The 24,882-nt window shown below is 39.3% G+C and carries 19 protein-coding genes; 5 read left to right on the top strand and 14 right to left on the bottom strand.

All coding sequences use genetic code 11. From position 1 onward, the window contains the following. Positions 1 to 42 precede the first annotated feature (42 nt). From fusA to dndC, 6 genes are all read right to left on the bottom strand, one after another. Positions 43 to 2,145 carry an elongation factor G gene (gene fusA, locus ACOFKR_RS03765; RefSeq protein WP_419802693.1) on the bottom strand — a complete coding sequence of 701 codons (2,103 nt, stop codon included), beginning with the start codon at positions 2,143 to 2,145 and terminating at the stop codon, positions 43 to 45. 88 nt (positions 2,146 to 2,233) lie between these two features. Continuing rightward, positions 2,234 to 2,701, bottom strand: a complete 468-nt coding sequence (gene rpsG / locus ACOFKR_RS03760; protein ID WP_174290437.1) for a 30S ribosomal protein S7 — start codon at positions 2,699 to 2,701, stop codon at positions 2,234 to 2,236. Positions 2,702 to 2,721: 20 nt separating this feature from the next. Beyond that, complete coding sequence (gene rpsL, locus ACOFKR_RS03755; protein ID WP_419802692.1) at positions 2,722 to 3,144, bottom strand: 30S ribosomal protein S12; 423 nt, start codon at positions 3,142 to 3,144, stop codon at positions 2,722 to 2,724. A gap of 119 nt (positions 3,145 to 3,263) precedes the next feature. Then, positions 3,264 to 4,187 (bottom strand): hypothetical protein, encoded by a 924-nt coding sequence (locus ACOFKR_RS03750; RefSeq protein ID WP_419802691.1) that lies wholly within the window; start codon positions 4,185 to 4,187, stop codon positions 3,264 to 3,266. Between the two features lie 302 nt (positions 4,188 to 4,489). Further along, on the bottom strand, positions 4,490 to 5,368 hold the full coding sequence (locus ACOFKR_RS03745; RefSeq protein WP_419802690.1) for an HNH endonuclease: 879 nt from the start codon (positions 5,366 to 5,368) through the stop codon (positions 4,490 to 4,492). A gap of 249 nt (positions 5,369 to 5,617) precedes the next feature. Beyond that, the gene (gene dndC / locus ACOFKR_RS03740; RefSeq protein WP_419802689.1) at positions 5,618 to 6,913 is read right to left on the bottom strand and encodes a DNA phosphorothioation system sulfurtransferase DndC; all 1,296 of its coding nucleotides are present in this window, start codon (positions 6,911 to 6,913) and stop codon (positions 5,618 to 5,620) included. A gap of 168 nt (positions 6,914 to 7,081) precedes the next feature. Here dndC and ACOFKR_RS03735 point away from each other — a divergent pair, with 168 nt between their 5' ends. The 4 genes from ACOFKR_RS03735 (at position 7,082) to ACOFKR_RS03720 (ending at position 9,533) form a co-directional block, all read left to right on the top strand. Further along, on the top strand, positions 7,082 to 7,255 hold the full coding sequence (locus ACOFKR_RS03735; RefSeq protein ID WP_419802688.1) for a hypothetical protein: 174 nt from the start codon (positions 7,082 to 7,084) through the stop codon (positions 7,253 to 7,255). Continuing rightward, a complete protein-coding gene (locus ACOFKR_RS03730; RefSeq protein ID WP_419802687.1) occupies positions 7,255 to 7,656 on the top strand; it encodes a type II toxin-antitoxin system death-on-curing family toxin in 402 nt (133 codons plus the stop codon). Before ACOFKR_RS03735 ends, ACOFKR_RS03730 begins: the two co-directional genes overlap by 1 nt. Positions 7,657 to 7,805: 149 nt before the next feature. Continuing rightward, positions 7,806 to 8,666 carry an OmpA/MotB family protein gene (locus tag ACOFKR_RS03725; RefSeq protein WP_419802686.1) on the top strand — a complete coding sequence of 287 codons (861 nt, stop codon included), beginning with the start codon at positions 7,806 to 7,808 and terminating at the stop codon, positions 8,664 to 8,666. 159 nt (positions 8,667 to 8,825) lie between these two features. Continuing rightward, complete coding sequence (locus ACOFKR_RS03720) at positions 8,826 to 9,533, top strand: endonuclease III domain-containing protein (RefSeq protein ID WP_419802685.1); 708 nt, start codon at positions 8,826 to 8,828, stop codon at positions 9,531 to 9,533. Positions 9,534 to 9,539: 6 nt separating this feature from the next. Here the strand turns inward: ACOFKR_RS03720 and ACOFKR_RS03715 are convergent, their stop codons facing one another. The 8 genes from ACOFKR_RS03715 to ACOFKR_RS03680 form a co-directional block, all read right to left on the bottom strand. Further along, positions 9,540 to 9,809, bottom strand: coding sequence for an aldo/keto reductase (locus tag ACOFKR_RS03715; RefSeq protein WP_419802684.1), 270 nt, complete (start codon positions 9,807 to 9,809; stop codon positions 9,540 to 9,542). Next, on the bottom strand, positions 9,745 to 10,176 hold the full coding sequence (locus ACOFKR_RS03710; protein ID WP_419802683.1) for an aldo/keto reductase: 432 nt from the start codon (positions 10,174 to 10,176) through the stop codon (positions 9,745 to 9,747). The genes ACOFKR_RS03715 and ACOFKR_RS03710 overlap by 65 nt, the downstream gene beginning before the upstream one ends. Before the next feature lie 115 nt (positions 10,177 to 10,291). Beyond that, positions 10,292 to 10,792, bottom strand: coding sequence for a DUF2147 domain-containing protein (locus tag ACOFKR_RS03705; RefSeq protein ID WP_419802682.1), 501 nt, complete (start codon positions 10,790 to 10,792; stop codon positions 10,292 to 10,294). A 28-nt stretch (positions 10,793 to 10,820) separates the two neighbouring features. After that, a complete protein-coding gene (locus ACOFKR_RS03700; protein ID WP_419802681.1) occupies positions 10,821 to 11,501 on the bottom strand; it encodes a hypothetical protein in 681 nt (226 codons plus the stop codon). 144 nt (positions 11,502 to 11,645) lie between these two features. Then, positions 11,646 to 13,703 carry a M1 family metallopeptidase gene (locus tag ACOFKR_RS03695; protein ID WP_419802680.1) on the bottom strand — a complete coding sequence of 686 codons (2,058 nt, stop codon included), beginning with the start codon at positions 13,701 to 13,703 and terminating at the stop codon, positions 11,646 to 11,648. A gap of 114 nt (positions 13,704 to 13,817) precedes the next feature. Continuing rightward, positions 13,818 to 14,162, bottom strand: coding sequence for a Spx/MgsR family RNA polymerase-binding regulatory protein (locus tag ACOFKR_RS03690; protein WP_419802679.1), 345 nt, complete (start codon positions 14,160 to 14,162; stop codon positions 13,818 to 13,820). Between the two features lie 5 nt (positions 14,163 to 14,167). Then, a complete protein-coding gene (locus tag ACOFKR_RS03685) occupies positions 14,168 to 16,615 on the bottom strand; it encodes a TonB-dependent receptor domain-containing protein (RefSeq protein WP_419802678.1) in 2,448 nt (815 codons plus the stop codon). Between the two features lie 190 nt (positions 16,616 to 16,805). Further along, on the bottom strand, positions 16,806 to 23,231 hold the full coding sequence (locus ACOFKR_RS03680; protein WP_419802677.1) for an alpha-2-macroglobulin family protein: 6,426 nt from the start codon (positions 23,229 to 23,231) through the stop codon (positions 16,806 to 16,808). 162 nt (positions 23,232 to 23,393) lie between these two features. Between ACOFKR_RS03680 and lpdA the strand changes: the two genes are divergently transcribed. After that, entirely contained in the window at positions 23,394 to 24,797 is a 1,404-nt protein-coding gene (gene lpdA / locus ACOFKR_RS03675; RefSeq protein ID WP_419802676.1) for a dihydrolipoyl dehydrogenase, read from the top strand. Positions 24,798 to 24,882 lie beyond the last annotated feature (85 nt).

Raw genomic sequence — 24,882 nt, 5'->3', positions numbered from 1 at the left:
CAATAAGTTAATTTATGTTGATGCTGTTTTTAGCACCTAAATTTAAGCGTGTACTTTGCCTTTTACTTTGGCAATCACTTCATCTTGTACGTTGCGCGGAGCTGGTTCATAGTGGTCAAATTCCATTGTAGAAGTTGCACGGCCGGAAGTAATAGTACGTAATTGCGTTACATAACCAAACATTTCTGACAATGGCACTGTAGCTTTGATTACCTGGGCACCGGCGCGGGAATCCATACCTAAAAGCTGGCCACGACGACGGTTCATGTCACCAATTACGTCGCCCATGTTTTCTTCCGGAGTCAGGATTTCGATTTTCATGATCGGCTCCATCAAAACCGGTTTACATTTTGGCAATGCTTCGCGATAAGCAGAACGTGCACAGATTTCAAAAGATAAAGCATCCGAATCGACTGCGTGAAACGATCCGTCGATTAAACGGACTTTCATATCCTGTAAAGGATAACCTGCTAAAACACCGTTTGCCATTGCAGCTGCAAATCCTTTTTCTACAGATGGAATAAATTCACGCGGAATAGAACCGCCGGAAATTTCATTTACAAACTGTAAACCAGCTTTACCTTCATCATTAGGGGAAATAATGATTTGAATATCCGCAAATTTACCACGGCCACCAGTTTGTTTTTTGTAAGTTTCACGGTGCTGTGTAGTACCAGTGATAGATTCTTTGTAAGCAACTTGTGGCGCGCCTTGATTAACTTCAACCTTGAATTCGCGTTTTAAGCGGTCCATAATAATATCCAAATGAAGCTCGCCCATACCTGAAATTACCGTTTGACCGGTTTCTTCATCTGTATTTACACGAAAAGTTGGGTCTTCTTCAGCTAATTTACCTAAAGCCATTCCCAGTTTGTCAACGTCAGCCTGGGTTTTTGGTTCGATGGCCAAGCCAATAACCGGCTCAGGGAAATTCATCGATTCTAAGATAATCGGATGTTTTTCATCACATAGCGTATCTCCGGTTTTGATATCTTTAAAACCAACAACCGCAGCAATATCACCTGCACCTACGTTCGGGATTGGGTTTTGCTTATTAGCGTGCATTTGGAAGATACGTGAAATACGCTCTTTATTGTCAGAACGCATATTGTGCACGTAGGAACCAGCTTCTAGGTTACCAGAATAAACGCGGATAAAGCACAAACGGCCAACAAAAGGGTCGGTTGCAATTTTAAACGCTAAAGCTGCAAATGGTTCTTTAACATCTGGTTTACGCAAAACTTCTTCGCCAGTATCCGGGTTTGTACCCACGATACCTTCTACATCCATTGGGGATGGCAATAATTCCATCACATAATCCAGCATGGTTTGCACACCTTTATTTTTGAAAGATGAACCACAAACCATTGGAACAATTTTAGCATCTAAAACAGCCTTACGCAAAGCATCTAAAACTTCACGTTCTGTAATGGTTTCCGGCGCATCGAAAAATTTCTCCATCAATGTTTCGTCATATTCTGCTACAGATTCAAGCAGTTTTTCTCTCCACTCAGTTGCTTCTTCGACCATATCTTCCGGAATAGGAACTTCGGTAAAGGTCATACCTTTATCGTGCTCATTCCAAACAATACCACGGAAGTTAATTAAATCGATAACACCTTTAAAACCTTCTTCTGCACCAATTGGCAATTGCAAAGGAACGGCATTACTGCCCAGCATGGTTTTCACCTGCTTAACAACTTTTAAGAAGTCGGCTCCGGAACGATCCATTTTATTAACAAAACCGATACGGGCAACGTTATAATTGTTAGCTAACCTCCAATTGGTTTCTGATTGTGGCTCAACACCATCAACCGCAGAAAACAGGAAAACCAAACCATCCAATACACGCAAAGAACGATTCACCTCAACGGTGAAATCTACGTGTCCTGGTGTATCAATTATATTGATGTGATAAGTTTGTCCTCTATATTTCCAATCTACTGTTGTGGCAGCCGAAGTAATAGTAATACCACGCTCCTGCTCTTGCGCCATCCAATCCATCGTTGCAGCACCTTCGTGCACTTCACCAATTTTGTGGCTAACACCAGAATAATACAGAATACGCTCGGTAGTAGTTGTTTTACCGGCATCGATGTGAGCGGCAATCCCAATGTTTCTTGTATATTTTAAATCTCTTGACATTTTTGTTTATGTTGGAGCGAAGAGTAAAGCGTGAAGAGCGACGCTAATATTTTCGCTCTTTTATCTTCGCTCCCCGCTCTAATTTTCATTAGAAACGAAAATGGGAGAATGCCTTATTGGCTTCAGCCATCTTGTGCGTATCTTCTTTCTTTTTCACTGCGGAACCTTCGCCTTTTGCAGCAGAAATAATTTCACCGGCTAATTTTTCCATCATCGTTTTTTCTCCGCGACGCCGTGAATAGCTGATCAGCCATTTCATGCCCAAAGCGATTTTACGCTCCGGCCTAACTTCTGTAGGTACCTGAAAGTTGGCACCACCAACACGGCGGGATTTAACTTCTACAGCAGGCATTACATTGTTCAATGCTTTTTTCCAGGTATCCAAACCGCTTTCGCTTGTCCGTTTTTCAACCAGTTCAACTGCATCATAGAAAATTGCATAAGCGGTAGATTTTTTACCGTCATACATCATGTTATTTACAAACCTGGTCACCAAAGTATCATTGAACTTTGGATCAGGAAGAATGATTCTCTTTTTTGGTTTTGACTTTCTCATTGCTTGCTATCCTCGGTTAGTTATTTCTTTTTCTTAGCTGGTGCACCTTTGGCCGGAGCAGCTGCCTGACCTGGTTTCGGACGTTTTGTTCCGTATTTAGAACGACGCTGATTACGGCCAGCAACACCTGAAGTATCCAACGCACCACGGATAATGTGGTAACGAACGCCTGGCAAATCTTTCACACGGCCACCACGGATCAATACGATCGAGTGTTCCTGCAAGTTGTGGCCTTCGCCGGGGATATACGCATTTACCTCTTTTCCGTTGGTTAAACGGACACGGGCAACTTTACGCATGGCTGAGTTTGGTTTTTTAGGGGTAGTGGTGTACACACGTGTGCACACACCTCTTCGCTGTGGACAGCTGTCCAACGCTGGCGACTTACTCTTGTCAACCATAGCTACTCTACCTTTTCTAACTAATTGCTGAATAGTAGGCATTTTTGCTTTTAAATGTTTACAGTATTTTCCTTATATTAAAAGGACTGCAAAAATAGCAAGTTTAATTTTGATAATCAAGGGTTTGAGGGAAAAAGAATTTTAGGGTGGTAAAAGAAGTATTACTGTGGACTACCAAAACGTATTGACTTAAAATTCGAATTGGAATCAAATTTATTCTTAATCAAATCATCATAATCAAAAATACTGCATTGAAAGGTATCTGGTTTTTCCTTTCCAAAAACTATATCTCTTTGATCCATCATATTAGCCATTAATAGGTTGAGGGAATTTTCTAAGTATAAAATATGCTTAATATTAATTGGCACACATACTACTGTTGCCACGTTGTCTCCTTTTGGTCCTTTTGTGTAATACAATAAAACATCCTTTTGACCAGCAAAATTTGTAAAATCTTCTGGTATTTCAAGTGGTTCAGAATTATCACTATCGGGAATATTAACACTAATGTTCAATTTATCAATTAACATACATCTTAGCCCATGCTTTATTGAATTATGTGCTTCTCTATTAAATGCATTCGCGATACTGAATAAAATATGCGCAATACCTTTAACATTTTTTTCATCAAGTATTTGGTTAAGATTCGTGTTAGGAAAATCAGAAATAACAAGAGTAATAAAATAAAATATCACTTCTACTTTAGAATAAGTTTTCCCATTTATCTCCGTGTCTTTGTTTGAGAGATACTCATAGCAAAAATCGAATTTTTCAAAAGAAGATATAAAATTGTGCAGATCTCCAATTTTGGCATTGATCAAATAGTCAGGAATATTTCTATTAGAATCCAAGTTTTCCAATCCGCTCATTAAACCAAATAAAGATTCAACAGACTGATAAAATGCTTGAATTAAATCTATTTTTATAGTCTTTATAAATTCTATGTGGTTTACGGTTAAACCTGATTCATATAGAAAACTATTTGTTTGATCTTCATTCAAATCCAAAAAATAAGCAGCAATTTGAGATTTTATTTTGAAGTGATTACTTAAATAGATGGAGTAAAACTGTAAATTGGGTATCATACTAAATTCGATATTTAAAAATAAATAATTCCTAATAAGCCTATTCAAAAAATAATTTAATTAATTTTCATCTTTAATTTGTCACATATAATTGTGAATATTTAGAACTAATAGAAATTGACCAATATCAGATTCTATCTGTAAAAAACATTATTTTCCTTCTTGATAAAACTTGAATAGGTTCTTATATTCTATTAGACTTTCGGTATTTATTGTACTAAAAGAAGTATATAAATTATCTAAAAAAGGAATCCAAGTAAATTTCATTTATGATAAGGTTTAAAAAGGTTAGAAATTTACAATTAAAAGTTAAACTTTTTTCTATGATAAGAAAGATTTTCGGAAGAAGGAAAATCTTCAATTTTATTAGGTAAATTAATTTGTTTACCGTGAAAAGGAAGTATAAAATAATTTGTAGATAATTCTTCAGAGAAAGTATCTTTTACTATAACTTCATAATTATCGCCAATCGAAATTAAACCGCGATCAAAAGCTCTATGAAGATTCGGACAAAGCGCAATACCATTTGAAATTGTATCAGCGTAACTTTCACTAAATGGAACAATATGGCAAGCATCAATCATAGATACGTTAATTGTGCTGTCTATTCTCATACCAGAAATACAGCATGTATTGTTATAAATTTTGGGAATTTCTCTTTTGAATAAACTTCCTCTCAAAAATATTTCCTCTTCGTCTTTTTGTTGGATTAACTTTCTTATCTCGGTTCGATATTCAACCGCATCTTCTTTCAAGATTTTATTCTCCAAATTATTAAGTAACTTTTGCTGATCAGGAATAGAATTAGCAAAGTTGTTTTTTGTCTCTGGAAAATATTCATCTAATAAAAAGAGTAGTAATACAACATTATCTTTTTCATTTGTTATAAGTTTGAAAAGATCATCTTCAACAAATGCATAATCAACTGCTGCATTAAGATTAGAAAAACTTCGCATTGAAGTTTTGATTTGCAAGAAACTTTCAAATCCAGGCTTTGCTTGTAAGAACCAAAACTTATCACTTGTTAAATGATAAAATGGCAAAGCAAAATTGCAATCATGATTTGAGGTAACCAACAGACTCCAATTAGTTTTAAATAATGCAACTAATTCTGGTGTAATATAAATTTTGGAACTTAAATATAATTTCTGGGAGAAAGCTTGCAATACTGACAAAAGCATTAGTGGCTTATGTGGTGCTATTCCATGTGCTCTATCTATTCTGAGTTTTTTAAATATGATAGATATTTTGATAATTCTTCTGCCACAATATTATTGCAATTATAATAGGTAAAGTTGAAGGCTATTTATCTTTGGTTCAAAATGCATACTTCTTTTATCACCTAAAAATTGACAAGCTATTTTATAAATAATACTGCATATTGATTTTTGCATGATAAAAGAAGCATTGCATAATTATTCTTAAACAGTTTAAAAATTTAATTCTTTTTCAATGCGTCTTTCTATATCACTTTGTAATCCACGCTTTTTCAGCATTAAAGATTTAGACTTCTGCAATGTTAATAGCTCTTGAATTAACTGAACTTGATTCTCATCACCATTACACACTTCTTTAAGTATATCCAATTCTTGCTGCATTTTTGCAACCTTCTTACTCATATCAATTTGAGTTTTATAAATGCTGTTGTAAATATCAGAAGCTTTTCTTTTAAAATAATAATCGCGATACCAGGCAAGCTGGATAGCCACTATTTCCTGGTTAGAAATTAGCTGAACCTCCGGTTGGGTTTCTTGAACTGCTTTTTGAGCTAATAAGAGCTTTTCCAGCATTTCAGCTCGCTTCTCGGGCAAGTATGGTCCAATTCCATCTAATCCGTTGCGCCTTTTTGTATCACGCCAAGTTGGGTCATCACGATGTTCAACGAGTAACTCGCGAAATTCCATTAGTGGCTCCATCCATTCGTCGCCATTATCAATCAAGGCTTCCATGGATTTATCTTTTTTAACAACTGTACATACCCAGCAGCCGAAACGGCTGTTGCCACAGGATGGCGTTGTTACATCGATAACTAATGGGCAATCACCACCGGTTGCATTTCTATAAAGCGTTATTAAATCCCGGTTTGTACCTCCCCACGGCGGGTTAACCTGTAACAGATATTGCCATAACTCGTCAATAGTAATGTCTTTAATTGGTGCGTAAACATAAGCATTTGGCAGCACATGTTTTCGTAATCGACTACCCTTTATCTCATGCTTTTTAATTGATTTTGCACGTGTGGAGCTCTCATCAGACCGAGTACCTAAAAGTATAATTGCTTCTCCTTTTTCGCTTACCTTGTTCAAAATAAATTGGGTAGTCGGATTAATTTTCAAACGATCTGTACACCAACGAAAAGTGTTGTTTGGTGCAGGATAGCCTTTGCCCAATAATTTCACCCAAAAGGTATCTTCTAACCGCGGGGTTGTTTGATGCACAAAAATTGGCAGATCTTGCTCCACCGCTGCTTTTTGAATTTTTGAGAGCGTGGAGTTGATATTTTTCACAATTTTAGGATTTTCTACCAAGGTGTCATTGCAAACTATGTGTATCTCACGCTGCCTTAAAATCCCATCTATTTTACTGATCGCTGTCCAAACTAATTGGAGCAACATGGTAGAATCCTTCCCACCACTAAATCCAATAATCCACGGGCGTGTGGTATTTTCATCATACAAATACTGGTCGATGATCTCCCCTTCTATAAATTTTATATTTAACGACATTGATTATGATGTAAAATTTAAATAAAGCATTCGCTTGATCTTCCAAAAATAGCTTCTATTTAAAACTATGCCTTAAAAAAAATAATATTATTTTAAACAATATACTGCTTTCTTGCCGAAACTCATCATAAAAAATATTTATTAAATTTACAACATAAATTAAAAATCATGGATGCACAACACGCTTACACCGCTGAGGAAGTTTTAGAAATAGTAAATACACTTCCTCCAAAAGAAAAAGAAACCTTGAAAAGCTTACTTTTACTGGAAGAAGCTGAATTTGAGCGTTTAGTAAAAGAAGATTTTGCGAAGTACGACGCTACTTTTAAGGCTTTAGCCTGATGTTGTACCTTGCTAAAAAGCAGATAATCACAATTAATCAGCTTACTGTTTCCCAGCACGGAGGTAACTTCGTTCCGCCGAATAATTTATTAAATGAGTCCGCTTTAGATTATCTGATAGATGCCGTACATGCCGAAATATTCGGCCAACCGCTGTATCAATCTATTTTCGATAAAGCAGGCGTTTATCTTTTCAACATCATTGCAAACCATGTTTTTTCTGATAGAAATAAAAGAACTGAGTTTGAAGCCGGATTATTGTTTCTCAAAATTAACGGTTACCAGTTCACCGATTCTATAACCAATCAAATTTTAACCGATTTTATTATCTCTGTTGCTTCCGGCAATCATACTTTGGAAACTGTACAAAGCTGGCTGAAAGAAAATTCGATGAAAAAATAATTGCTTTCACCAATTTTATGGCGATAAAAGCAGCATCTTAAACATCCTTCCGCCAAAGTAATGGCCTCAATTTCCGACGTAAAAAACTTTTTACAGATATATTCCGTTAAAAACCCGTTCTTTACCTATTTAATCTAAAGCATAAATTTATGAAATTCAATCGTTTTATCCCGATGCTGTTCTTAATTGCCGTAATGTCCCAAGGCTGTGTCAGCACTAAAAAGTACCAGGACCTGCAAGGCAGATACAACCAACTTGATAATAATACCCGTGATTTGAACGGCAAATATTTATTAAGTGAGCGAAATGTTGCTGTTTTAACTAATCGCGTGGCCAGTTTGGAAGAGCAGCTGGCCTCTGAAAAAGCAAACTCGAAATCGTTGCAGGACGCATTGAGCAAGGCCTTAAACAGCAGCAGTCAGGGAAATGTTAATATCTCTAAATTAGTTGACGAGATCAACAGTTCCAACAAATACATCCAACAATTGGTGAACACTAAGAACAAAAGTGATTCTCTTAATTTGGTGTTAACCAACAACTTAACGCGCTCGTTAAGCCAAAGCGAAATGAAAGATGTTGATGTGCAGGTGTTAAAAGGCGTGGTTTACATTTCGCTTTCTGATAACATGTTGTACAAATCCGGTAGTTATGAAATTTCGGCCCAATCCGGAGAAACACTTAGTAAAATTGCGAAGATTATTAAAGATTACAGCAATTATGATGTGCTGGTTGAAGGCAATACCGATAATGTTCCGATCACTGGGAAAAACATCCGTAACAACTGGGATTTAAGCACTTTAAGAGCATCTTCTGTGGTACAGGCGTTGCAAAATACTTACAATGTTGACCCGAAACGTTTGACTGCCGGCGGCCGCGGCGAGTACAATCCGATAGCGGACAATTCTACCGAAGCTGGTAAGATAAAAAACAGGCGCACGCAAATTATCATCACGCCAAAACTGGAGCAGTTTATGGATTTGATTGGTAAAGCACCGGAAAAGAAATCATAGTTTTATCAACACAAAATAGTTTAAAGCTGCTTCATGTTGAAGCAGCTTTTTTTATGCCATAAATTTTGATGTATCCTTCAAACCTATAAATAAAATAACTTGTTAAACTGGCAATATTTTTATGAGTGATTTAAAATTTATAGAAGTAAAATCCGATTTATGCTGATCGTTATACCTGATAAAAAAGAGTTTGTACTGGAAATCCATCATCAGTTATCGGCTGTTTATGGCAGCCAAATTAAATATTTTCATGATTTGGACCCGATGAGCGAACTGGTTTCTTCATTTTTATCACATCGGACCAAAAACAAAGATTCCAGGCAGGCTTTTGATAATTTATGCAATACTTTTGGTTCCTGGGAAGTGGTGAAAGATGCGCCGATTGATGCTGTAGAATCCGCAATTAAACCCTGCACCTGGCCGGAGCAAAAAGCACCGCGTTTGCAACAGGTTTTGCGTTTGGTTGCAGAGCGTTGCGGTACATTAAACTTAGATTTTCTGGCTGATCTGGATGTACCGGCCGCGCGTAAATGGCTGGAAGAATTGCCAGGCGTTGGCCCGAAAACAAGTGCTGCCGTGTTGTCTTTCAGTACATTACGCGGAAAAGCTTTACCGGTAGATTCGCACCATTTCAGAGTTGCGGCACGATTAGGGATTATTGATGCAAAAATCGGGGAAGCCAAAGCACATCAGGTTTTAGAAAAATTGTTGCCGCCGGATTTTACCGCGCAGGAAGTATATAACAACCATCAGGTTATGATGCGCCATGGACAAAAAACATGCTTCCATTACAAACCGGCCTGCACGCAATGTGTGCTGCTAAACTTATGCCCAACCGGCCAAAAACTGACCAGCCAGGCAATGTAAAAATCTTTATTTCAGGTATTCCATATCTTCATCTGTTAATTTTATATCAACAGCTTTCAGATTTTCTTCAAAATGAGCTAAAGATGAAGTGCCGGGAATCGGCAATATCCAAGGTGAATAATGCAGCATCCAGGCCAAATTGATCTGTGCTTCGTTTACCTGGTATTTTTTGGCCATTTCAGCAATACGCGTATCTTTTTTCCCCAGAGAATTAAGCAGTGAAAAATATGGGATCAGCGGGATTTCGTTCGCTTCGCAGATGTTTAATTTGATCAATTTTTAATGTGCGGAGATTGTTTTCGACGCTGGTACGCAGATTTTCCGGACTGTTGAACGGAATCCAGCTTTTATCGGGTTTACGCGCGCCTCCAACTTTAGTACAAATCACTAAGCCATCAGGATAAGGATATAAAGCTTCTTCGATTAAACGGTTGGTCACATCTTCGCCGTAATAATCGGCCGTGTCTAAAAAGTTGACGCCGCTTTTAACGGCCTGTTTTAAAATGTTTAAAGCGTTTGGCCGGTTTGCCGGTTCGCCGTAAACACCTTCGCCCGGAAGGCGCATGGTGCCATAGCCAAAACGTTTTACGGTGATTGGATGCTTGCTTTTGCCGGCAATGGTAATGGTTTGAGGGATATTCATATAATGCTTCTTTTATCGTATTATTTTCATGTTTGAACATCAAAAATGATAATTCGTTTTTAAATCAGCTTAAAAGAAATTTATACTGATTTTATACCGATAAAAGAAGCATCATTTATTTTCGATCAAAAATCATGCTTTTGCCCAGAAATTTAAAATGCCAGTAGCCGGTAACTTTTAAAACACCTTTACTGGTGATGCTTGCCGCCGAACTCCAGGTACGCCCACTTTTGGCATCGTAAATCATACCGTTTTCCCAGGAGTTGGTTGATGGGTTATAATCCAGATTATCAACCACTTCCATCCCGATCAGCTTTCTGTTCCGCAATGCCGGGTCCGGGTTTTTATAGTCCACACGTGTGTTCATCGGTTTAGATCTGTCGTCCGAATCATCAAACCAGATTAATTTGGCCGCATATTTATCGCCATTTTTATAAACCTGCACCATCACGTTTTTTTCTTCAGACATCCATTTGCCCACAATCCTGTCTTGCGGCAAAACGCCTGTGGTCAAAATCTGGGCCGATGATTTATATGCCTGGCCTGTTGTAAAAAATATGATCAAACAGCAGATAATAACTTGGCCACCGATTGTTTTACCTGCTTCTTTTATCATATAAAATTTGTACTTTTTTAGTTAAACGTTAATTTGCAGATAATGGTTGGATGGTACGCTTTTCGGGCGGCAGGGCCATAAACTTTTTATAGGCATCGTTAATGTACAAGGTTAGCGAAGATCGCGGACCTTTTATTTGGGCGTAAGATGGCCGGTATATCGTCATAAAATTTTCTAACTCTTGGCCTTTTAAAGGCACTAAACTACTTACATACAGCACATTAAATGCAGAATCGATTTGCCGTTCTTCTACTTCGCGGCTAAAATATCGTTTTAAACGGCGTGCGTCCCTGGCTTCTTTGCCAAATATGCGCGATGGCGACAAGGCAAATTTGCTAAGTTCATAAACTTCCGGATATTCTTCCCGCGGGTTAAAAGCTTTGCTGCCGGTAATGTTTACCTGGTTTAAATTGATGCCTTGCAACCCCAGTTCAATGCGTTTTGGTTTGAGATCAACCAGGTACAAAGTATCCGAAACGTAACCGGGAGACGAGAAAATCAGCGTATGGTTGATAACCGTACGGATGCTGAAATTACCAGATTTATCAGTAAGCGAAATTTCTTTGGAGTTAACGTCTCGTACAAAAACATCTGCTAATTTGCGGGATGATTTTCCTTCAAACACCGTTCCTTTAAAAACATTTTGCGCTTGTAAACGGCCAAACAGTACCGAAACAGCTAAAAAAGTGATGAGTAATCTAAGTTTCATGTACTGTTAACTATCTTTCTATTTAAAAGTTGTGTTAAATTTTAGGTGATAAAAGAAGCATCGGTTTAAAAAACTTTCTGCCGAAAACAAAAAAGAAGCCTTAGTTTCCCGAAGCTTCTTCTACGCATTAAACTTGATTTCGTGTTATTTATTTTGCCACACGTTGTTGTCCGGGTTAAAATCAGGCAAATGTTTGTCCGGATCAGAAGTTACAGACTGGATTTTTTCGGTAGATGGATAGCGGAAAGTCCAGGTGTTGTTGCGCATCCAAATTTCTACCGGCAAGGTTATGCGGCTTGTTTTGCCGCTTTCGGTTTTAATTTCGAGGATCATCGGCATCGGCATTTTTTCCAGGTTATCAACCGTAATCAAAGAACCTTTTGCCGGATCATTGTCAACATATTTAACATCGCGCACGGCTTGGTCCAAGCGCCAGTTGTTCTGGAACCAGCTGCGCCAAAACCAGTTCAGGCTTTCACCGGAAACGTTTTCCATCGTCCTGAAAAAATCATCCGGGGCAGGATGTTTAAAAGCCCAGCGGTTGATATAGGTTTTAAAAGCCCGGTCAAAACGCTCAGGGCCTAAAATCTGTTCGCGCAGCAAAACCAAACCGGCACTTGGTTTTGAATAGAGTAAAGTGCCATTGCTCCTTTCTTTTATGCCATCAACCGGACTTAATATTGGTTCTAAAGACGGATCAGTAAAGTAGGCACCAATCCGGTGCATGTCTGGCGAGGCTTTTGGCTTGTACTCGCCATTGTTAAAATGATCGGTAGAAAGTGTGTTGATAAATGTATTGAAACCTTCGTCCATCCAGCCGTACAGCCTTTCGTTAGAACCTACAATCATCGGGAACCAGTTGTGGCCGAACTCGTGATCGTTTACGCCCCATAAACTGCGTCCTTTTGCTTTGTATCCGCAGAAAACAATCCCCGGATATTCCATCCCGCCAACGATGCCCGCAACGGTTGTGGCATTCGGATAAGTAAATTCATACCATTTGGCCGAGTTGAATTCGATAGATTTTTTGGTGTATTCGGTTGATCTTCCCCAGGCATCAGCACCTTCGCTTTCTACCGGATAAGCAGAAATAGCCATCGCTTTACGGCCGCTTGGCAAATCCATTTTGGCCGCATCTACCATAAAAGCCGCAGAAGAAGCCCAGGAAGCGTCACGTGCATTCTTTAGTTTAAAATGCCAGGTTAAAGTGGCTTTTCCGGCCGGGCGCGAAGTTTTCTCCGTTACTTCAGCGGCATTACGGATCATCACGGCTTGGTCGGATTTTGCGGCTTGTGCCCAGCGTTTAAGCTGCTCCGGCGTGTAAACATCTTTAGGGTTTTGTAACTCTCCGGAAGAAACCACAATATGATTGGACGGCGCGGTAATGTTGATGTCGAAATCTCCGTACTCCAGATAAAACTCGCCCGGGCCGGTATAAGGCAGCATGTTCCAGCCGGAAATATCATCATACACATACATGCGCGGGTACCATTGGCCGATGGTGTAAATTTTGCCGTTTTTGGTATCTAAATAACCGGTCCTGTCTGAGCCATAATTGGGTTCGATAAAACTGTATTCGATTTTAAGCTTAACCTGACCGCCGTTTGCATTGAGGTTTTGCGGAAGAAAAACCTGCATCCGCGTATCGTTGATCATAAATTTAACTTCGGTTTCTGTGGATTTACCTTTGCCTGTAGCTACTGCTTTTACCGACTTAATTTTGTAACCGGCATCAAAAACTTCGCCGTGGCCACCATTGCGGCTGCCGGTTGTAGGAATAATGGCCGAGCCGCGGGAATCCTGACGGAATAAATTCTGATCCAGCTGCATCCACAGAAAACCCAATTTATCCGGGCTATTGTTGGTGTAAGTCAGGATTTCCGTTCCGCTGATTTCATTGGTTTGGTCATTTAAAGAAACAGATAATTGATAATCAGCGCGGTTTTGCCAGTATTTCGGCCCCGGCTGGCCACCTGCCGAGCGATATTCGTTGCCATTTTTAGTATAAAAAAACGGTGCAAAAGCATCGTGGTAATTGTAATTGGTTTGGATTTGCGGCTCTTGTATCCGGCTATAATCCGGTCGGCCAGTAGCAGTAGCTGGCCGTGTGGCCGATGCGGGCGGCGTTGTTTGTGCCGAAACTACATCTGCAAAAAAGAATAAGGCCAATACACTTACAGGTAAAAAATTCAGTTTCATCATTTTTTATGTTTTCAATAAAGAAAGCATAATTAAGAAAAAAACACATGGCTTTTGCCAGGTAAAATGATTGTTACCTCAAAAACCTTCAGAAAACCGACTCAGGCAAAATTTACTCTATAAAAACAGCATTTGATAAACCTTTTCCTCAAAACCCAAAACAACTTTTTCACCAATTTCCAAAACCGGCCGTTTGATCATGCTGCTTTTATCATGCAAAAGTTGGAGTGCTTCTGCTTCGCCAATAATGGAAGCTTTTTTATCGGCATCCAATTGTTTCCAGGTCAGGCCATGTTTGTTCAGCAGTTTTTCGTAACCCGCTTTACTGCTCCAATCCTGCAATTTCTCCACAGAAACGCCTTCTTTCTTAAAATCGTGAAATGTGTATTCAATGTGGTTTTCTTTCAGCCAGTCCAATGCTTTTTTTACTGTGTTGCAATTTTTGATGCCGTAGATGTTCATGCAAATTAATTACCTGTGTTACTTTTTCCACCGCTTTTGGTATCATCATTATTGATGCCGTGCTGGTTCTTTTTGATATCACTTTTAAGTTTGCCAAATTTATAATTCAAACTAACATTAAAACTGCGATAACGGTTGTAAAAATGCGCGGTTTGATTGTAATCGGGCGTATTGGTGATAGCACTAAATTTAAAAAACTTACTATACGGATTGCTGGCAGCTAAGGCTATTGTCAGTTTTTTATTAAACAATTCTTTAGAAGCACTATAAGATGAATAAATGTACTGCGAAAACCTGCCCTGCAATTGTATATCTCCGCTATAATAACCAAAATCAACACCGAAACGGTAACCATTATCAAACTTGTAACCCAAATTAGCAGAAGCATTGCCGGTAGTCCCGTTGTTTTTATACAATTGCCCATTGTAATAACCTTCCAGCCAAACATGGCTTAGTTGTGTGTTTAAGCTTAATGAAAGTTTTTTTATTAGTGTATAATTTGCACTTACATTAAAACCCACGCTTTTGTTGGTGCCCAGGTTTTGATAAGTGCTTGAAGTAATGGTATCTTGTTTTCCGGCGGCGTTGGTTTGCAATAAAATGTTGGAAACATTTTGGATAGAATTATTGGAGAAAGCATAACTTAACCCAACATTGACAGAACCTTTGGAGAAATTGCTGTAATTGAGTTCAAAAGTATTGTTCAGTTCCGGTTTCAGGTTTGGATTGCCCGTACTGATAAATTTGGGGTTCGATAAATCTACAAAAGGGTTTAACTGCCAAATGCCCGGCCGTTGGATACGTTGCGTAAATCCAAAATTAATACTTCCGGTTTTAAAGCTACGCTGAAGGGAAACTGACGGGATCAGGTTGTTATAATCCTGCCTGGCAACACTTCTAACCGAAGCAAAATCAGCATTGATATGAGTATGTTCTAAACGCAAACCAGCTTTTGCCGACCATTTAGTAAGTTTTAACTGGTAAGAATTGTACAAGCTGTAAACGTTTTGCTGATAATTAAATTCATTGGTTTGATTTGGGTTGTTTACGTACTGACCTGTTGAATTATCCAGATTTTCACTTGTAAAATCACTATAATTTCCACGCAAAATGGATTTTCCGCCTGCTTCAATAGTCAACTTTTTTACCGGATAAACATAATCTAACTGAAAAGTATGCACATTGCTGCCAGCCGTATTATGCTGCTGATAATTGGGCAATGTATAATTAATTTCATCTGTAATATTGACATCGTTAAACTGAACGCTGGGCGAATGCGAAAATTTGTAAGATAAAGTAAGCAAACGGTTTTTGTCTTTTTTAAAACCAAGCTGATAGTTAATGCCTGCATCTGCACCACTCCAACTGCTGGTCCCATTATTTATCAATTGATAAGATTGTGATAATAAACCTTCACCGGTGCGCTGCGCAGTAACCTGATCGCTCGCCTGCTTAAATTTTCCTTTATTTAAGTCCAAAGAAGCTGTCAGCAGGTTTAATGAATCAATTTCATAACTCACTTCTACATTTCCGTAGCTGTAATATCCACCGTTGGTATTGGTTCCGTTTTGGCCGAGGACCGAATTGTCCCTGGTAAAAGTTTGCGTATTATCATACGGATTGGTACGGTTTATCTGATCTCCGATCCCGGCATAAGCAGATACGCCAAGCTTGCCTTTTTTCAAAGTTCCGTTTAAATTAACGCCTGGCCCATAAGTAAAATTTTCGCGTACGTTGATGCTGCCGTTATAACCTTGGTCAACATTTTTTTTGGTGATGATGTTGATGATCCCGGCCAAACCTTCTGCATCATATCTGGCCGGCGGCGTGGTAATTACTTCTATACGTTCGATATTGGCAGCCGGCATCGCTTTAAACACATCAGAAGGATTTTTGGCCACCAGCGATGATTCTTTATTATTGATCAAAATCTTATAGTTTCCGCTGCCTTTTAGTTTGATGTTATCCTGCGCATCTACAGAAAGCATCGGCACTTTGCGTATCATATCCAGAACTGTTAAAACGGTACTTTCCGGGTCGGCCTGCACGTCATAAGCAATCCTGTCCACTTCGCGTCTCACCAATGGTTTTGCCGCCACAACAGAAACCTCTTTCAGCTGATTGCTGGACGTAGCAAGTTTTACTTTCCCCAAGTCAATTTTTGCAGATGCTTCTTTTATCGGTATAATTTTGGACACAAAACCGATGTAGGCCACATTTAACTGATAAACCGCGGGCGTAACATTCAACAGTTGAAAAGAACCATCATCTTTGGTCAGCGTACTTTTAACGGCTTTTCCGCTGGCATCTTTCAGCAAAATAGTTACATAACCTAAAGGGGTTTGTTTTACAGAATCGGTAACTGTGCCCGCAATAGAAATTGTTTTGTTTTGTGCCGAAGCAAAATTGATGCAGTAAAAGAAGCATCCCGCAAAAAGTAAAAATTTAAGCATAAAAGCAAATTGAAGCGTTGATTTAGGAAGCAAGGTAACAGATAAAAACCTGATCTTTTTCTATTTAACAAACTTTAACTATTGCTTTAGTTTTTTAAATTGAAAAAGACAGCTAATTACCGGCCAACGCTTTTCTCTGTAGATGAAAATAATTTGAAAAGGTTACATTAAAAACGATTTTTTTGAGGGATCATTTGCTTAAAGTTATCCTTTTTCCTTCCGAATGTGCGCCAAATTCCGGCGCATACATACTTTGCACCGAACTAATGCCCGTAGAAAAATTTCCCGGCTGCGCAACCCGCAAACCATACTCAAAAACATAATTTCCTTTTGATAAATAGCTGATAAAGAAGTTGGTGGCCACATCTTTTGTTACCTGATAATATTGCAAACCATCCTGGTATTTATAGGCGGACAAAACATCAACCGGTTCTGTTCCGGCTGGCCGCATATCTTTCAAATGCACGTATTCAAAATCACGGTCGGTTTTTAAGTAAACCACAATTTTTAATAAATCGCCAACTTTTGGATGATGGTTTTTATCAACAGCAATCAACACTTCGCCTGCATTATTTTTACTTCGGATAAAATATTTCCGCTCCAAACTAATGCTGTTTTTAGCCGATGAAATCTTGTCTAATTTCTCCAGATATTGCCAGTAAATTGCGCCCCAGCTAATTACGTTACTTCCATTTTTAACTTCAATTTTTCCAAGTTCAGGTTTAATTTGATTCTCATTCCAGCTCGTTTTAAAATAACCAGTTCCGGCATCAGCTTTGATTTCAGGTTTTAATTCTTGCAGATTTTTACCACCTAAAAACAGCATCGTTTTGCCTTTTGGCTGCAGCCAGTTTTCTCCGTGGAGCAACAAAGCATAACAAGCCTGCGCCGTTGCCGTGGTGGTTTTCCAGTTGTTAGTTTGCTTGTTGCGCAACAACCAGATTTTCATTTCCTCCGCCTCTTTAGATTTTCCCGCTTCAGCAAAAAGCTCAATTAACAAACTTTGCGTTTCTACCGGATTTTGGTACCAGAAATAACCCAGTTGGTTTTTCGGCCAGTACATACCCATTTCTTCGGATTGCTGCGAAGTCTCAATCAGGGATTTAACAATTTGCTGTGCTTCTTTTACCAGCTTAAAATGCTGGAAAGTTAAAGCAATCAAGCCTTTTTCGTAAACACTGCGCTGTGTCCATGTGGTGTTTGCTTTTTGCTGATATTTTTTCCAGGCAGCTTTCAAAGCATCGCTCATTGGCTTTTCGGCAAAATAACTTCTTGCATACCAGCCGTGGATTTCTATCGAACTTAAATTATCCGGCACCAATTTTTTACCGATAAAAACAGCATCACGAGGCTTAACCAATTCCTGGTCCAGATAATTTAAAGCTTTATCGCTGATGTTTTTTAAAGTTTGGTTTTGAAGGCCAACAGCTTTTGCATTATACAACTGACCAATTCCCGCTAAAATATATTGTGTAATATACCGATCGCTGTGCAAACCGGTAAACCATGGAAAACTGCCATCGGCCAACTGCATTTCCTTCAACTTGTCAATATTACGTTGCAGTTCGTAACTCATTTTGTTCAAATCGAACAATAATGCAATCCGTTTTTTCTGTTCCGATTCGTTTTGTGCATCGCGCAGCCAGGGCGTTTCTTCAATCAAAACCGATTTCAGTTCCTGGTTTTTTTCGAGGTTGGAAAGTAGTTCTTTGGAATCGGAAGTTTTCCACCGCTCAAAAACCTGCTGAATTACCGGCAAACGCTTCAGCAGCGAAGTAGCCAAACTATTGGCAAAATATCGGCTAAAAGTTTGCTCGGCACATTCGTACGGATATTCCATTAAATATGGCAAAGCCTGTACCGCGTACCAAGCCGGGTTTTCGGTATATTCCAGCGTTAAAGTTTTATTTTGAAGCGTGCTGCTTTGGTTGTGCAGCAACTTTTCGAGCGTAAAAGTTTTAGTTTGATTTGGGCGGACCATCATCGGCACAGATTCCGTCACCAGCATTGCATTTGGCAAAACCGGAATGGTGTTTTCTTCGCCGTCGCTGTACTTTCCGGCATCAGCAGTCAGGCGGTAATTCAGCGCATCCAATCCTTGTGGAATGATCAATTTAAAAGAAACCGATTTATTGGTATTCGCTTCAATATCAATCGTTTGGTTTCCTTCAGAAGCATTCGCCAGCAGTTTTACCGGCTGCATATTCATCGCATTGAATAGTTGCAATACTGTTTTTACCACTACTTTTTTGGTATCCAAGTTGGCCACAATTGCCGAAACTACAATCGTATCGCCTTCCCGGAAAAACCGCGGCATATTGGCCGAAACCATCAATTGTTTTTGCGTGATGACTTCCTTTTCCTGATAAGCAAACTTCAGTTCCGGTGTTTGTGCTAAAGCTTTGAAACGCCATTTGGTCAAGGCTTCCGGCATGGTAAAATTGATCAGGATTTCGCCTTTTTCATTCGTACTTAATTGCGGGTAAAAGAAAGCGGTTTCATTAAAATTTTTGCGGATGAGGATTGGATTGGATGCTGACAACCCGTTGGAATTTGCATCTGCAATTTGCAAACCGGCAACTTTACCTTCCAAAGAACTCCTCCCTCTGATCATCACATTTTGCTGAACAACTTTTCCGTTCCTTATAATAGTTCCGTCAGCAGATATTTTTTCAACAGCTGCAAAACTTATGAGTTCATTACTTTCCTCAACAAATGTCATCGAACTTGTTAAACTTCGCTTTGCCTGCGTTCCGTACCCAACTACCACAACTTCATTTAAACTATTATTGCTGGGCTTGAGTTTTATCACCGGCAAAACACCTTTTTTTACTCTAATTTCCTGCCTGATATAACCGATGTAGCCAATTATTAAAGTAGCATTTTCCGGTATATGTAACTTAAACCGACCGCTATTATCCGTGTAAACGTAAATTTTTGTCCCTTTTATGGTTACGGTAACTATTGCCAAACCAATTTTGTCTTTTGCATCAATTATTCTTCCGTTTACATCAAATCCATTTTTGTAGGCAGCAACGCTTTTTTGATAATTATCCTTATTTATTTGCACCATCATCGCATTTGTAGCTAATTCGTTGGCTAACGTGCTGGTTAAATGCTGAAAAGCATAATTATATCCGCCATAATAATTAAAACCCAACAAATTCAACTTTTCATATTCCCGGACCAGCAAATCAAAGTTGGTGGAGCGGAAATAAAGCTGCTGCGTTTGTTTTGCATTGATGAAATTATAAATGTTCCAGCTGAAATAATTGGCGTCATATTCCCGATTGATATTTTGCAGCTGCTGCATCCAGTTTTGCGCCGGAGCCAGATCATCCAGCGAAGCATCGTACATCGCGGCCAGCATTTCTACCGATTGCTTTTCATTGCCGGAAACCTGTAATTTCCATTGTTCCTTTTCGCCGGGCTGCAGTTTATCACGAAAAGTAAGCAGCTTGACCGACAGCGGATGTTCATTTCGGATGATATTTATGCGCTGATATAAGTTATAAACGCGGTTATCTTTCAGCATCAAAAACTGTACGTGCAGTTTATTGCTTGCATTCATCGGCACCGAAATCTCCTTGCGCAGCATTGTTTTTCCGGTAGCAATCCATTCCGAAGAAAGTATCTTTTCCCCGTCAAAAACTTCGGCCAGAACATGGATTTCCGGCATCAAACTAAAACTGACTTTGCTGCCCGGCGCAGCTTGCACAACCAGCGGAACTGCCCAGTTTTCCATCGTGGCCATTTCCGGTTTCTGGTTGATAAACTGCACTAACTGAATTGTAGAAATCGTATCGCCGATACTGTTTTTAGCCGCTATTTCTATGCGATAAAAACCGGAGTTTTCCTGTTTCAAACCCGATAAATCCAATATTGAAAAACGGTTGCTGTCCGCTTTCAAATCCGTTTCCGAAACTAATTTATCTTTTTCCCAGGTCCGTGGTTCATCTTCATTTTTCCAGGCATAAGTTGGAAACAGTTTTTTAAACTCATCTTTCGTCCATAAAAACTGATCTGGTTTTTCCCATAAACGGTTTTTGGTAATTGTTTGATCTGGTTTTTTCAGTGAAAAAATTTTAACATTTAAACTTCCGGTTTGGAACTGATTATTTAAATTCATCAAACCTGCCTGAAATTGTAAAGAATCTGTTTGCAATAGTTTTTGAGGAAGATTTAAATTGATTTTTAAAGGGTTTGTAGCCACGTTAAGCGAAACAGAATTAACATGTGTTTCTCCGCTGGAATTTGTTGCTTCTGCCTGGATATTGTAAAAGCTGGAAAGTTCTAAATTCGGATCGGAAAAGGCTTTGAAACGGATAACAAACTCGCCTTTTGCATTGGTTGTAATGGTATCACTTAAAAAATCTGTTGATTTTTTAGTGATATTAATAGAATTTATCCTGTTAGAATTAGGTTGTTTGCTGATTTCAACGCGTGATGATTTAATATCTACTTTCACCCGCGCCCCGGCCAAACCAAAACCCGAAAAAGCCAAAACTTTACCTTTCAATTTAACAGAATCGCCGGGCCGATATGCTTCTTTTACCACATTAAAAATGAGTTGAAAAGTTGGGCGTTTGTATTCTTCAATGCGAACGTTTAAATCTCCGTTTTCTGTCCGCAGATAAACCTGTCCGTTCAGCATCGATTGCGGCAAAACGAACGAACCGCTAAACGTACCGAATTGGTTGGTTTTAATTTTTACCGAACTCAGTTTTTTATTGTTGCTGTCGTTCAGTTCAACTTCCTGTTCTTCATCTACTACAATTTCGCTTTTGCCATTTTTGTTAACAAGTTGCAAACCTTTAAAATAAATGGTTTGCCCGGGGCGATACAATTGCCGGTCGGTAAATAAAATAGTTTGCTTGCTCGAATATTTCTCCTGACGATCAATCGCGCCGTAAAAACTATTGTTGTCCGTATAAAAATCTCCCGGAACGGATAAACTAATTTTAAGGCTATTGTTTCTGATGGTATGAAAAACAAATTTTCCATCAGTATCAGATAAACCATTTCCAACTATTGTACCTTCCTGAGTATTAACAACTTTTACTTTAACATTCTTCATCAGCTCGCCGGTTTTACGATTAATCGTTTTAATTTCTAATGATTCATCCGGGTTTTGTCTTCCAACATAAGCCAGATTCGTTACCTGAAAACCGGAAACCCCAGTTAGCGAACTATCACGCCGATTTTCTGCCGATAAAAGAAGCACATAAAATCCGGGTTTGAGCGGATGGATCTTGAATTCTGCTGCGTGCTGCCGATAATCTTTTAAATCCGGCAGGCGGATTTGCTGCTGCTGCACAACTGGTAATCTTTGCACATAAGCCAAAATTTTCGGGTTGAAATTAAGCTCTCCGCTATTATTATATTGCTGCAAATGCCTTGCTTCAGTCAGTTGCTTATCATTAAGCTGATAAATTGTTGCAGTCGCATTTTGCAGGTTTTGATAATTCACTTTTGCCAAAACCGGCTCATCCGGCAAGTTCACATTTTCTATTTCTGCGGATAAACTTTGCTGATTTATCTGCTGTAAAAGAAGCACCGCATTTTTTCCGCCCAAACTTTCCGGGTAAGTTTTAATTGCTTTTTGCAGATAACCAACAGCCGTAACCAAACTGTCTTTTTGCCGAAAATACTGCGCCAGCAAAACCAACCCATCCGCAGCAATGGTCTGATTGACAAATATTTGACTACTATTTTGCAGTGCATTTTTATAAAGTAAATCTTTTTCGGGAAGTGTTGATTTTCGGTGCAAAAATTCAAATCGCTTCAAATCCAGATCGGCCAAAGCTTCGAGATGCTTCTTTTGCAGGTGAAAAATTGTTGCCTGCTGTAATAATTTAATTCCCTGATAAGTTACCGAAGCCGTATCTGTTTTTGCCAGTTTTAGGTGGATAAAAACAGCATCATCACCAAAAAACCGCGGATCATTTAGCGAAAAAGCCAATCGTGGTTTTGGCAAATCCGGTTCTTCTGCCAGATAAAAATCCAGTGCGCGGTGCAACAATAAATCATACAAAGTTGGCCGCAAATAGCGTGTGCTTTTATCTCCCTGCAAAACCCCTTCTAAAACCGAAACTGATGTATTTTGCGATAATTGTGTGTTTTGTAACGATTGCTGATATAGATTTCCAACTTCGCGGATAATCGTTTTTAAATCCCATTTTGTAAAATCAGCATCCGGTTTTTCTAAAGTTGATCGTTGTGAAAACTGATAACGGTTTTGCCCGTAATATTTCCAGAAAATTTCTGCCAAAACAGATTGTAAAACTGGTTTTACCGGAAATTCTGCCCGTTTAATATCCAGTTTTAAGCGATTGATAATGGCAATCAGCGCATTTTCTTCCAGATAAGTTTGCAAGTTCATGCGGTAAACGGCAGCACGGATTTGCTGTGGCGCGTTGTGGTTTTGCCTAGCCAGCAAATCCAGTTTGTCCACTTCTTTTAAAGCTGATTTTGGCAAACCGGCCGCCGTAAGCGAATCAATTTTGTTGATCAGCCGCCCAAACTTTTGCTGTGCGAAAACATTTCCGGCCAAAAAAAACAACAAACCAACAGTAATAACAGATTTTATACGATAAAAGAAGCATTTTGAAAACATGATGAACGGTAGGTTTTGGCACCGAAAGATACAGCAAATTTTGATTTTAAAATTGTGGACAATGCTGTTTTTACCGCATAAGTTTTGATGTCTAATTACCCAAATCTGACTTTCTTAACCAGCAAAAAAACTTAAATTCGCGTTTCCTAAAAAACATTTTTTATGCAATATGATGTCATTGTTATTGGTTCAGGCCCCGGCGGTTATGTGGCGGCAATCCGCTGCGCACAGCTGGGTTTAAAAACGGCCTGTATCGAAAAATATTCAACTTTTGGCGGCACCTGTTTGAATGTGGGCTGCATCCCGTCCAAAGCTTTGCTGGATTCTACCGAACATTATTTTAATGCCGCACACACGTTTGAAGCGCATGGCATCCATATCGAAAACCTTCGTCCGGATTTGGCGCAGATGATCAAACGGAAAAACGAAGTAGTAGAGCAAACTACCGGCGGCATTGCATTCCTGTTCAAAAAAAATAAAATTACTTCTTATCAGGGCTGGGGTTCTTTTGTGGATAAAAATACCATCAGCATCAAAAAAGAAGATGGTTCCGAAGAAAATATTACCGCTACAAACATCATTATCGCCACCGGTTCAAAACCTGCTGTTTTGCCTTTTATTGAAATGGACAAAAAGCGGATCGTAACTTCTACCGAAGCGTTGAATTTGCCGGAAATTCCGAAACACATGATCCTGATTGGCGGCGGCGTAATTGGCCTGGAATTAGGTTCGGTTTATGCACGTTTAGGCACCAAAGTTTCCGTGGTAGAGTTTACCGATCTGATTGTGAATACTTTGGACAGATCTTTAGGAAAAGAGCTGCAAAAAGTGCTGCAAAAACAAGGTATGGAGTTTTATCTGGGCCATAAAGTTACGGGCGCAAAAGTTGAAGGTGATGAAGTTACGGTTACGGCCGATAGTCCGAAAGGCGATAAAATTGAACTGAAAGGCGATTATTGCTTAGTTGCCGTTGGGCGAACTGCTTATACAGAAGGTTTAGGTTTGGAGAAACTCGGCATCGAACTGGAACCACGCGGCAAAAAAATCCCCGTAAACGAGCATCTGGAAACTTCGGTTCCGGGCGTTTATGCCATTGGCGATGTAATCCGTGGCGCGATGCTGGCACACAAAGCGGAGGACGAAGGCACGTATGTGGCGGAAATTATTGCCGGACAAAAGCCGCATATCAATTACAATTTGATCCCGGGCGTGGTTTATACCTGGCCGGAAGTTGCTACGGTTGGCTATAGCGAAGAGCAGTTGAAAGAAAAAGGCGTGAAATACAAAGCCGGTTCTTTCCCTTTTAAAGCAAGCGGTCGTTCGCGCGCCAGCATGGATACCGACGGTTTTGTAAAAGTTTTGGCCGATGCCGCTACGGATGAAGTGCTGGGCGTACACATGATCGGGCCGCGCGTTGCCGATGTGATTGCAGAAGCAGTTGTGGCGATGGAATATCGCGCTTCAGCGGAGGATATTGCACGGATTTCCCATGCACATCCAACTTATACCGAAGCTGTTAGAGAAGCTGCAATGGCAGCAACGGATAATCGGGCGATCCATATCTAAACCAGAATTGTCTTAACCGGAATTTGTAGAATTTTAGAATTGACAGAATTTAGGCGTTGATTTTTAATGTATAAAAGAAGCATTG

The sequence above is a fragment of the Mucilaginibacter sp. genome (genome assembly GCF_965201005.1).
GTDB lineage: Bacteria > Bacteroidota > Bacteroidia > Sphingobacteriales > Sphingobacteriaceae > Mucilaginibacter_A.
This window is presented reverse-complemented; position numbering and strand designations above follow the sequence as displayed.

What these genes read in the sequence shown, in the direction of transcription:
- fusA (WP_419802693.1), bottom strand. Translation starts at nt 2,145, where the DNA reads ATGTCAAGAGATTTAAAATATACAAGAAACATTGGGATTGCCGCTCAC.
- rpsG (WP_174290437.1), bottom strand. Translation starts at nt 2,701, where the DNA reads ATGAGAAAGTCAAAACCAAAAAAGAGAATCATTCTTCCTGATCCAAAG.
- rpsL (WP_419802692.1), bottom strand. Translation starts at nt 3,144, where the DNA reads ATGCCTACTATTCAGCAATTAGTTAGAAAAGGTAGAGTAGCTATGGTT.
- ACOFKR_RS03750 (WP_419802691.1), bottom strand. Translation starts at nt 4,187, where the DNA reads ATGATACCCAATTTACAGTTTTACTCCATCTATTTAAGTAATCACTTC.
- ACOFKR_RS03745 (WP_419802690.1), bottom strand. Translation starts at nt 5,368, where the DNA reads ATGCTTTTGTCAGTATTGCAAGCTTTCTCCCAGAAATTATATTTAAGT.
- dndC (WP_419802689.1), bottom strand. Translation starts at nt 6,913, where the DNA reads ATGTCGTTAAATATAAAATTTATAGAAGGGGAGATCATCGACCAGTAT.
- ACOFKR_RS03735 (WP_419802688.1), top strand. Translation starts at nt 7,082, where the DNA reads ATGGATGCACAACACGCTTACACCGCTGAGGAAGTTTTAGAAATAGTA.
- ACOFKR_RS03730 (WP_419802687.1), top strand. Translation starts at nt 7,255, where the DNA reads ATGTTGTACCTTGCTAAAAAGCAGATAATCACAATTAATCAGCTTACT.
- ACOFKR_RS03725 (WP_419802686.1), top strand. Translation starts at nt 7,806, where the DNA reads ATGAAATTCAATCGTTTTATCCCGATGCTGTTCTTAATTGCCGTAATG.
- ACOFKR_RS03720 (WP_419802685.1), top strand. Translation starts at nt 8,826, where the DNA reads ATGCTGATCGTTATACCTGATAAAAAAGAGTTTGTACTGGAAATCCAT.
- ACOFKR_RS03710 (WP_419802683.1), bottom strand. Translation starts at nt 10,176, where the DNA reads ATGAATATCCCTCAAACCATTACCATTGCCGGCAAAAGCAAGCATCCA.
- ACOFKR_RS03705 (WP_419802682.1), bottom strand. Translation starts at nt 10,792, where the DNA reads ATGATAAAAGAAGCAGGTAAAACAATCGGTGGCCAAGTTATTATCTGC.
- ACOFKR_RS03700 (WP_419802681.1), bottom strand. Translation starts at nt 11,501, where the DNA reads ATGAAACTTAGATTACTCATCACTTTTTTAGCTGTTTCGGTACTGTTT.
- ACOFKR_RS03695 (WP_419802680.1), bottom strand. Translation starts at nt 13,703, where the DNA reads ATGATGAAACTGAATTTTTTACCTGTAAGTGTATTGGCCTTATTCTTT.
- ACOFKR_RS03690 (WP_419802679.1), bottom strand. Translation starts at nt 14,162, where the DNA reads ATGAACATCTACGGCATCAAAAATTGCAACACAGTAAAAAAAGCATTG.
- ACOFKR_RS03685 (WP_419802678.1), bottom strand. Translation starts at nt 16,615, where the DNA reads ATGCTTAAATTTTTACTTTTTGCGGGATGCTTCTTTTACTGCATCAAT.
- ACOFKR_RS03680 (WP_419802677.1), bottom strand. Translation starts at nt 23,231, where the DNA reads ATGTTTTCAAAATGCTTCTTTTATCGTATAAAATCTGTTATTACTGTT.
- lpdA (WP_419802676.1), top strand. Translation starts at nt 23,394, where the DNA reads ATGCAATATGATGTCATTGTTATTGGTTCAGGCCCCGGCGGTTATGTG.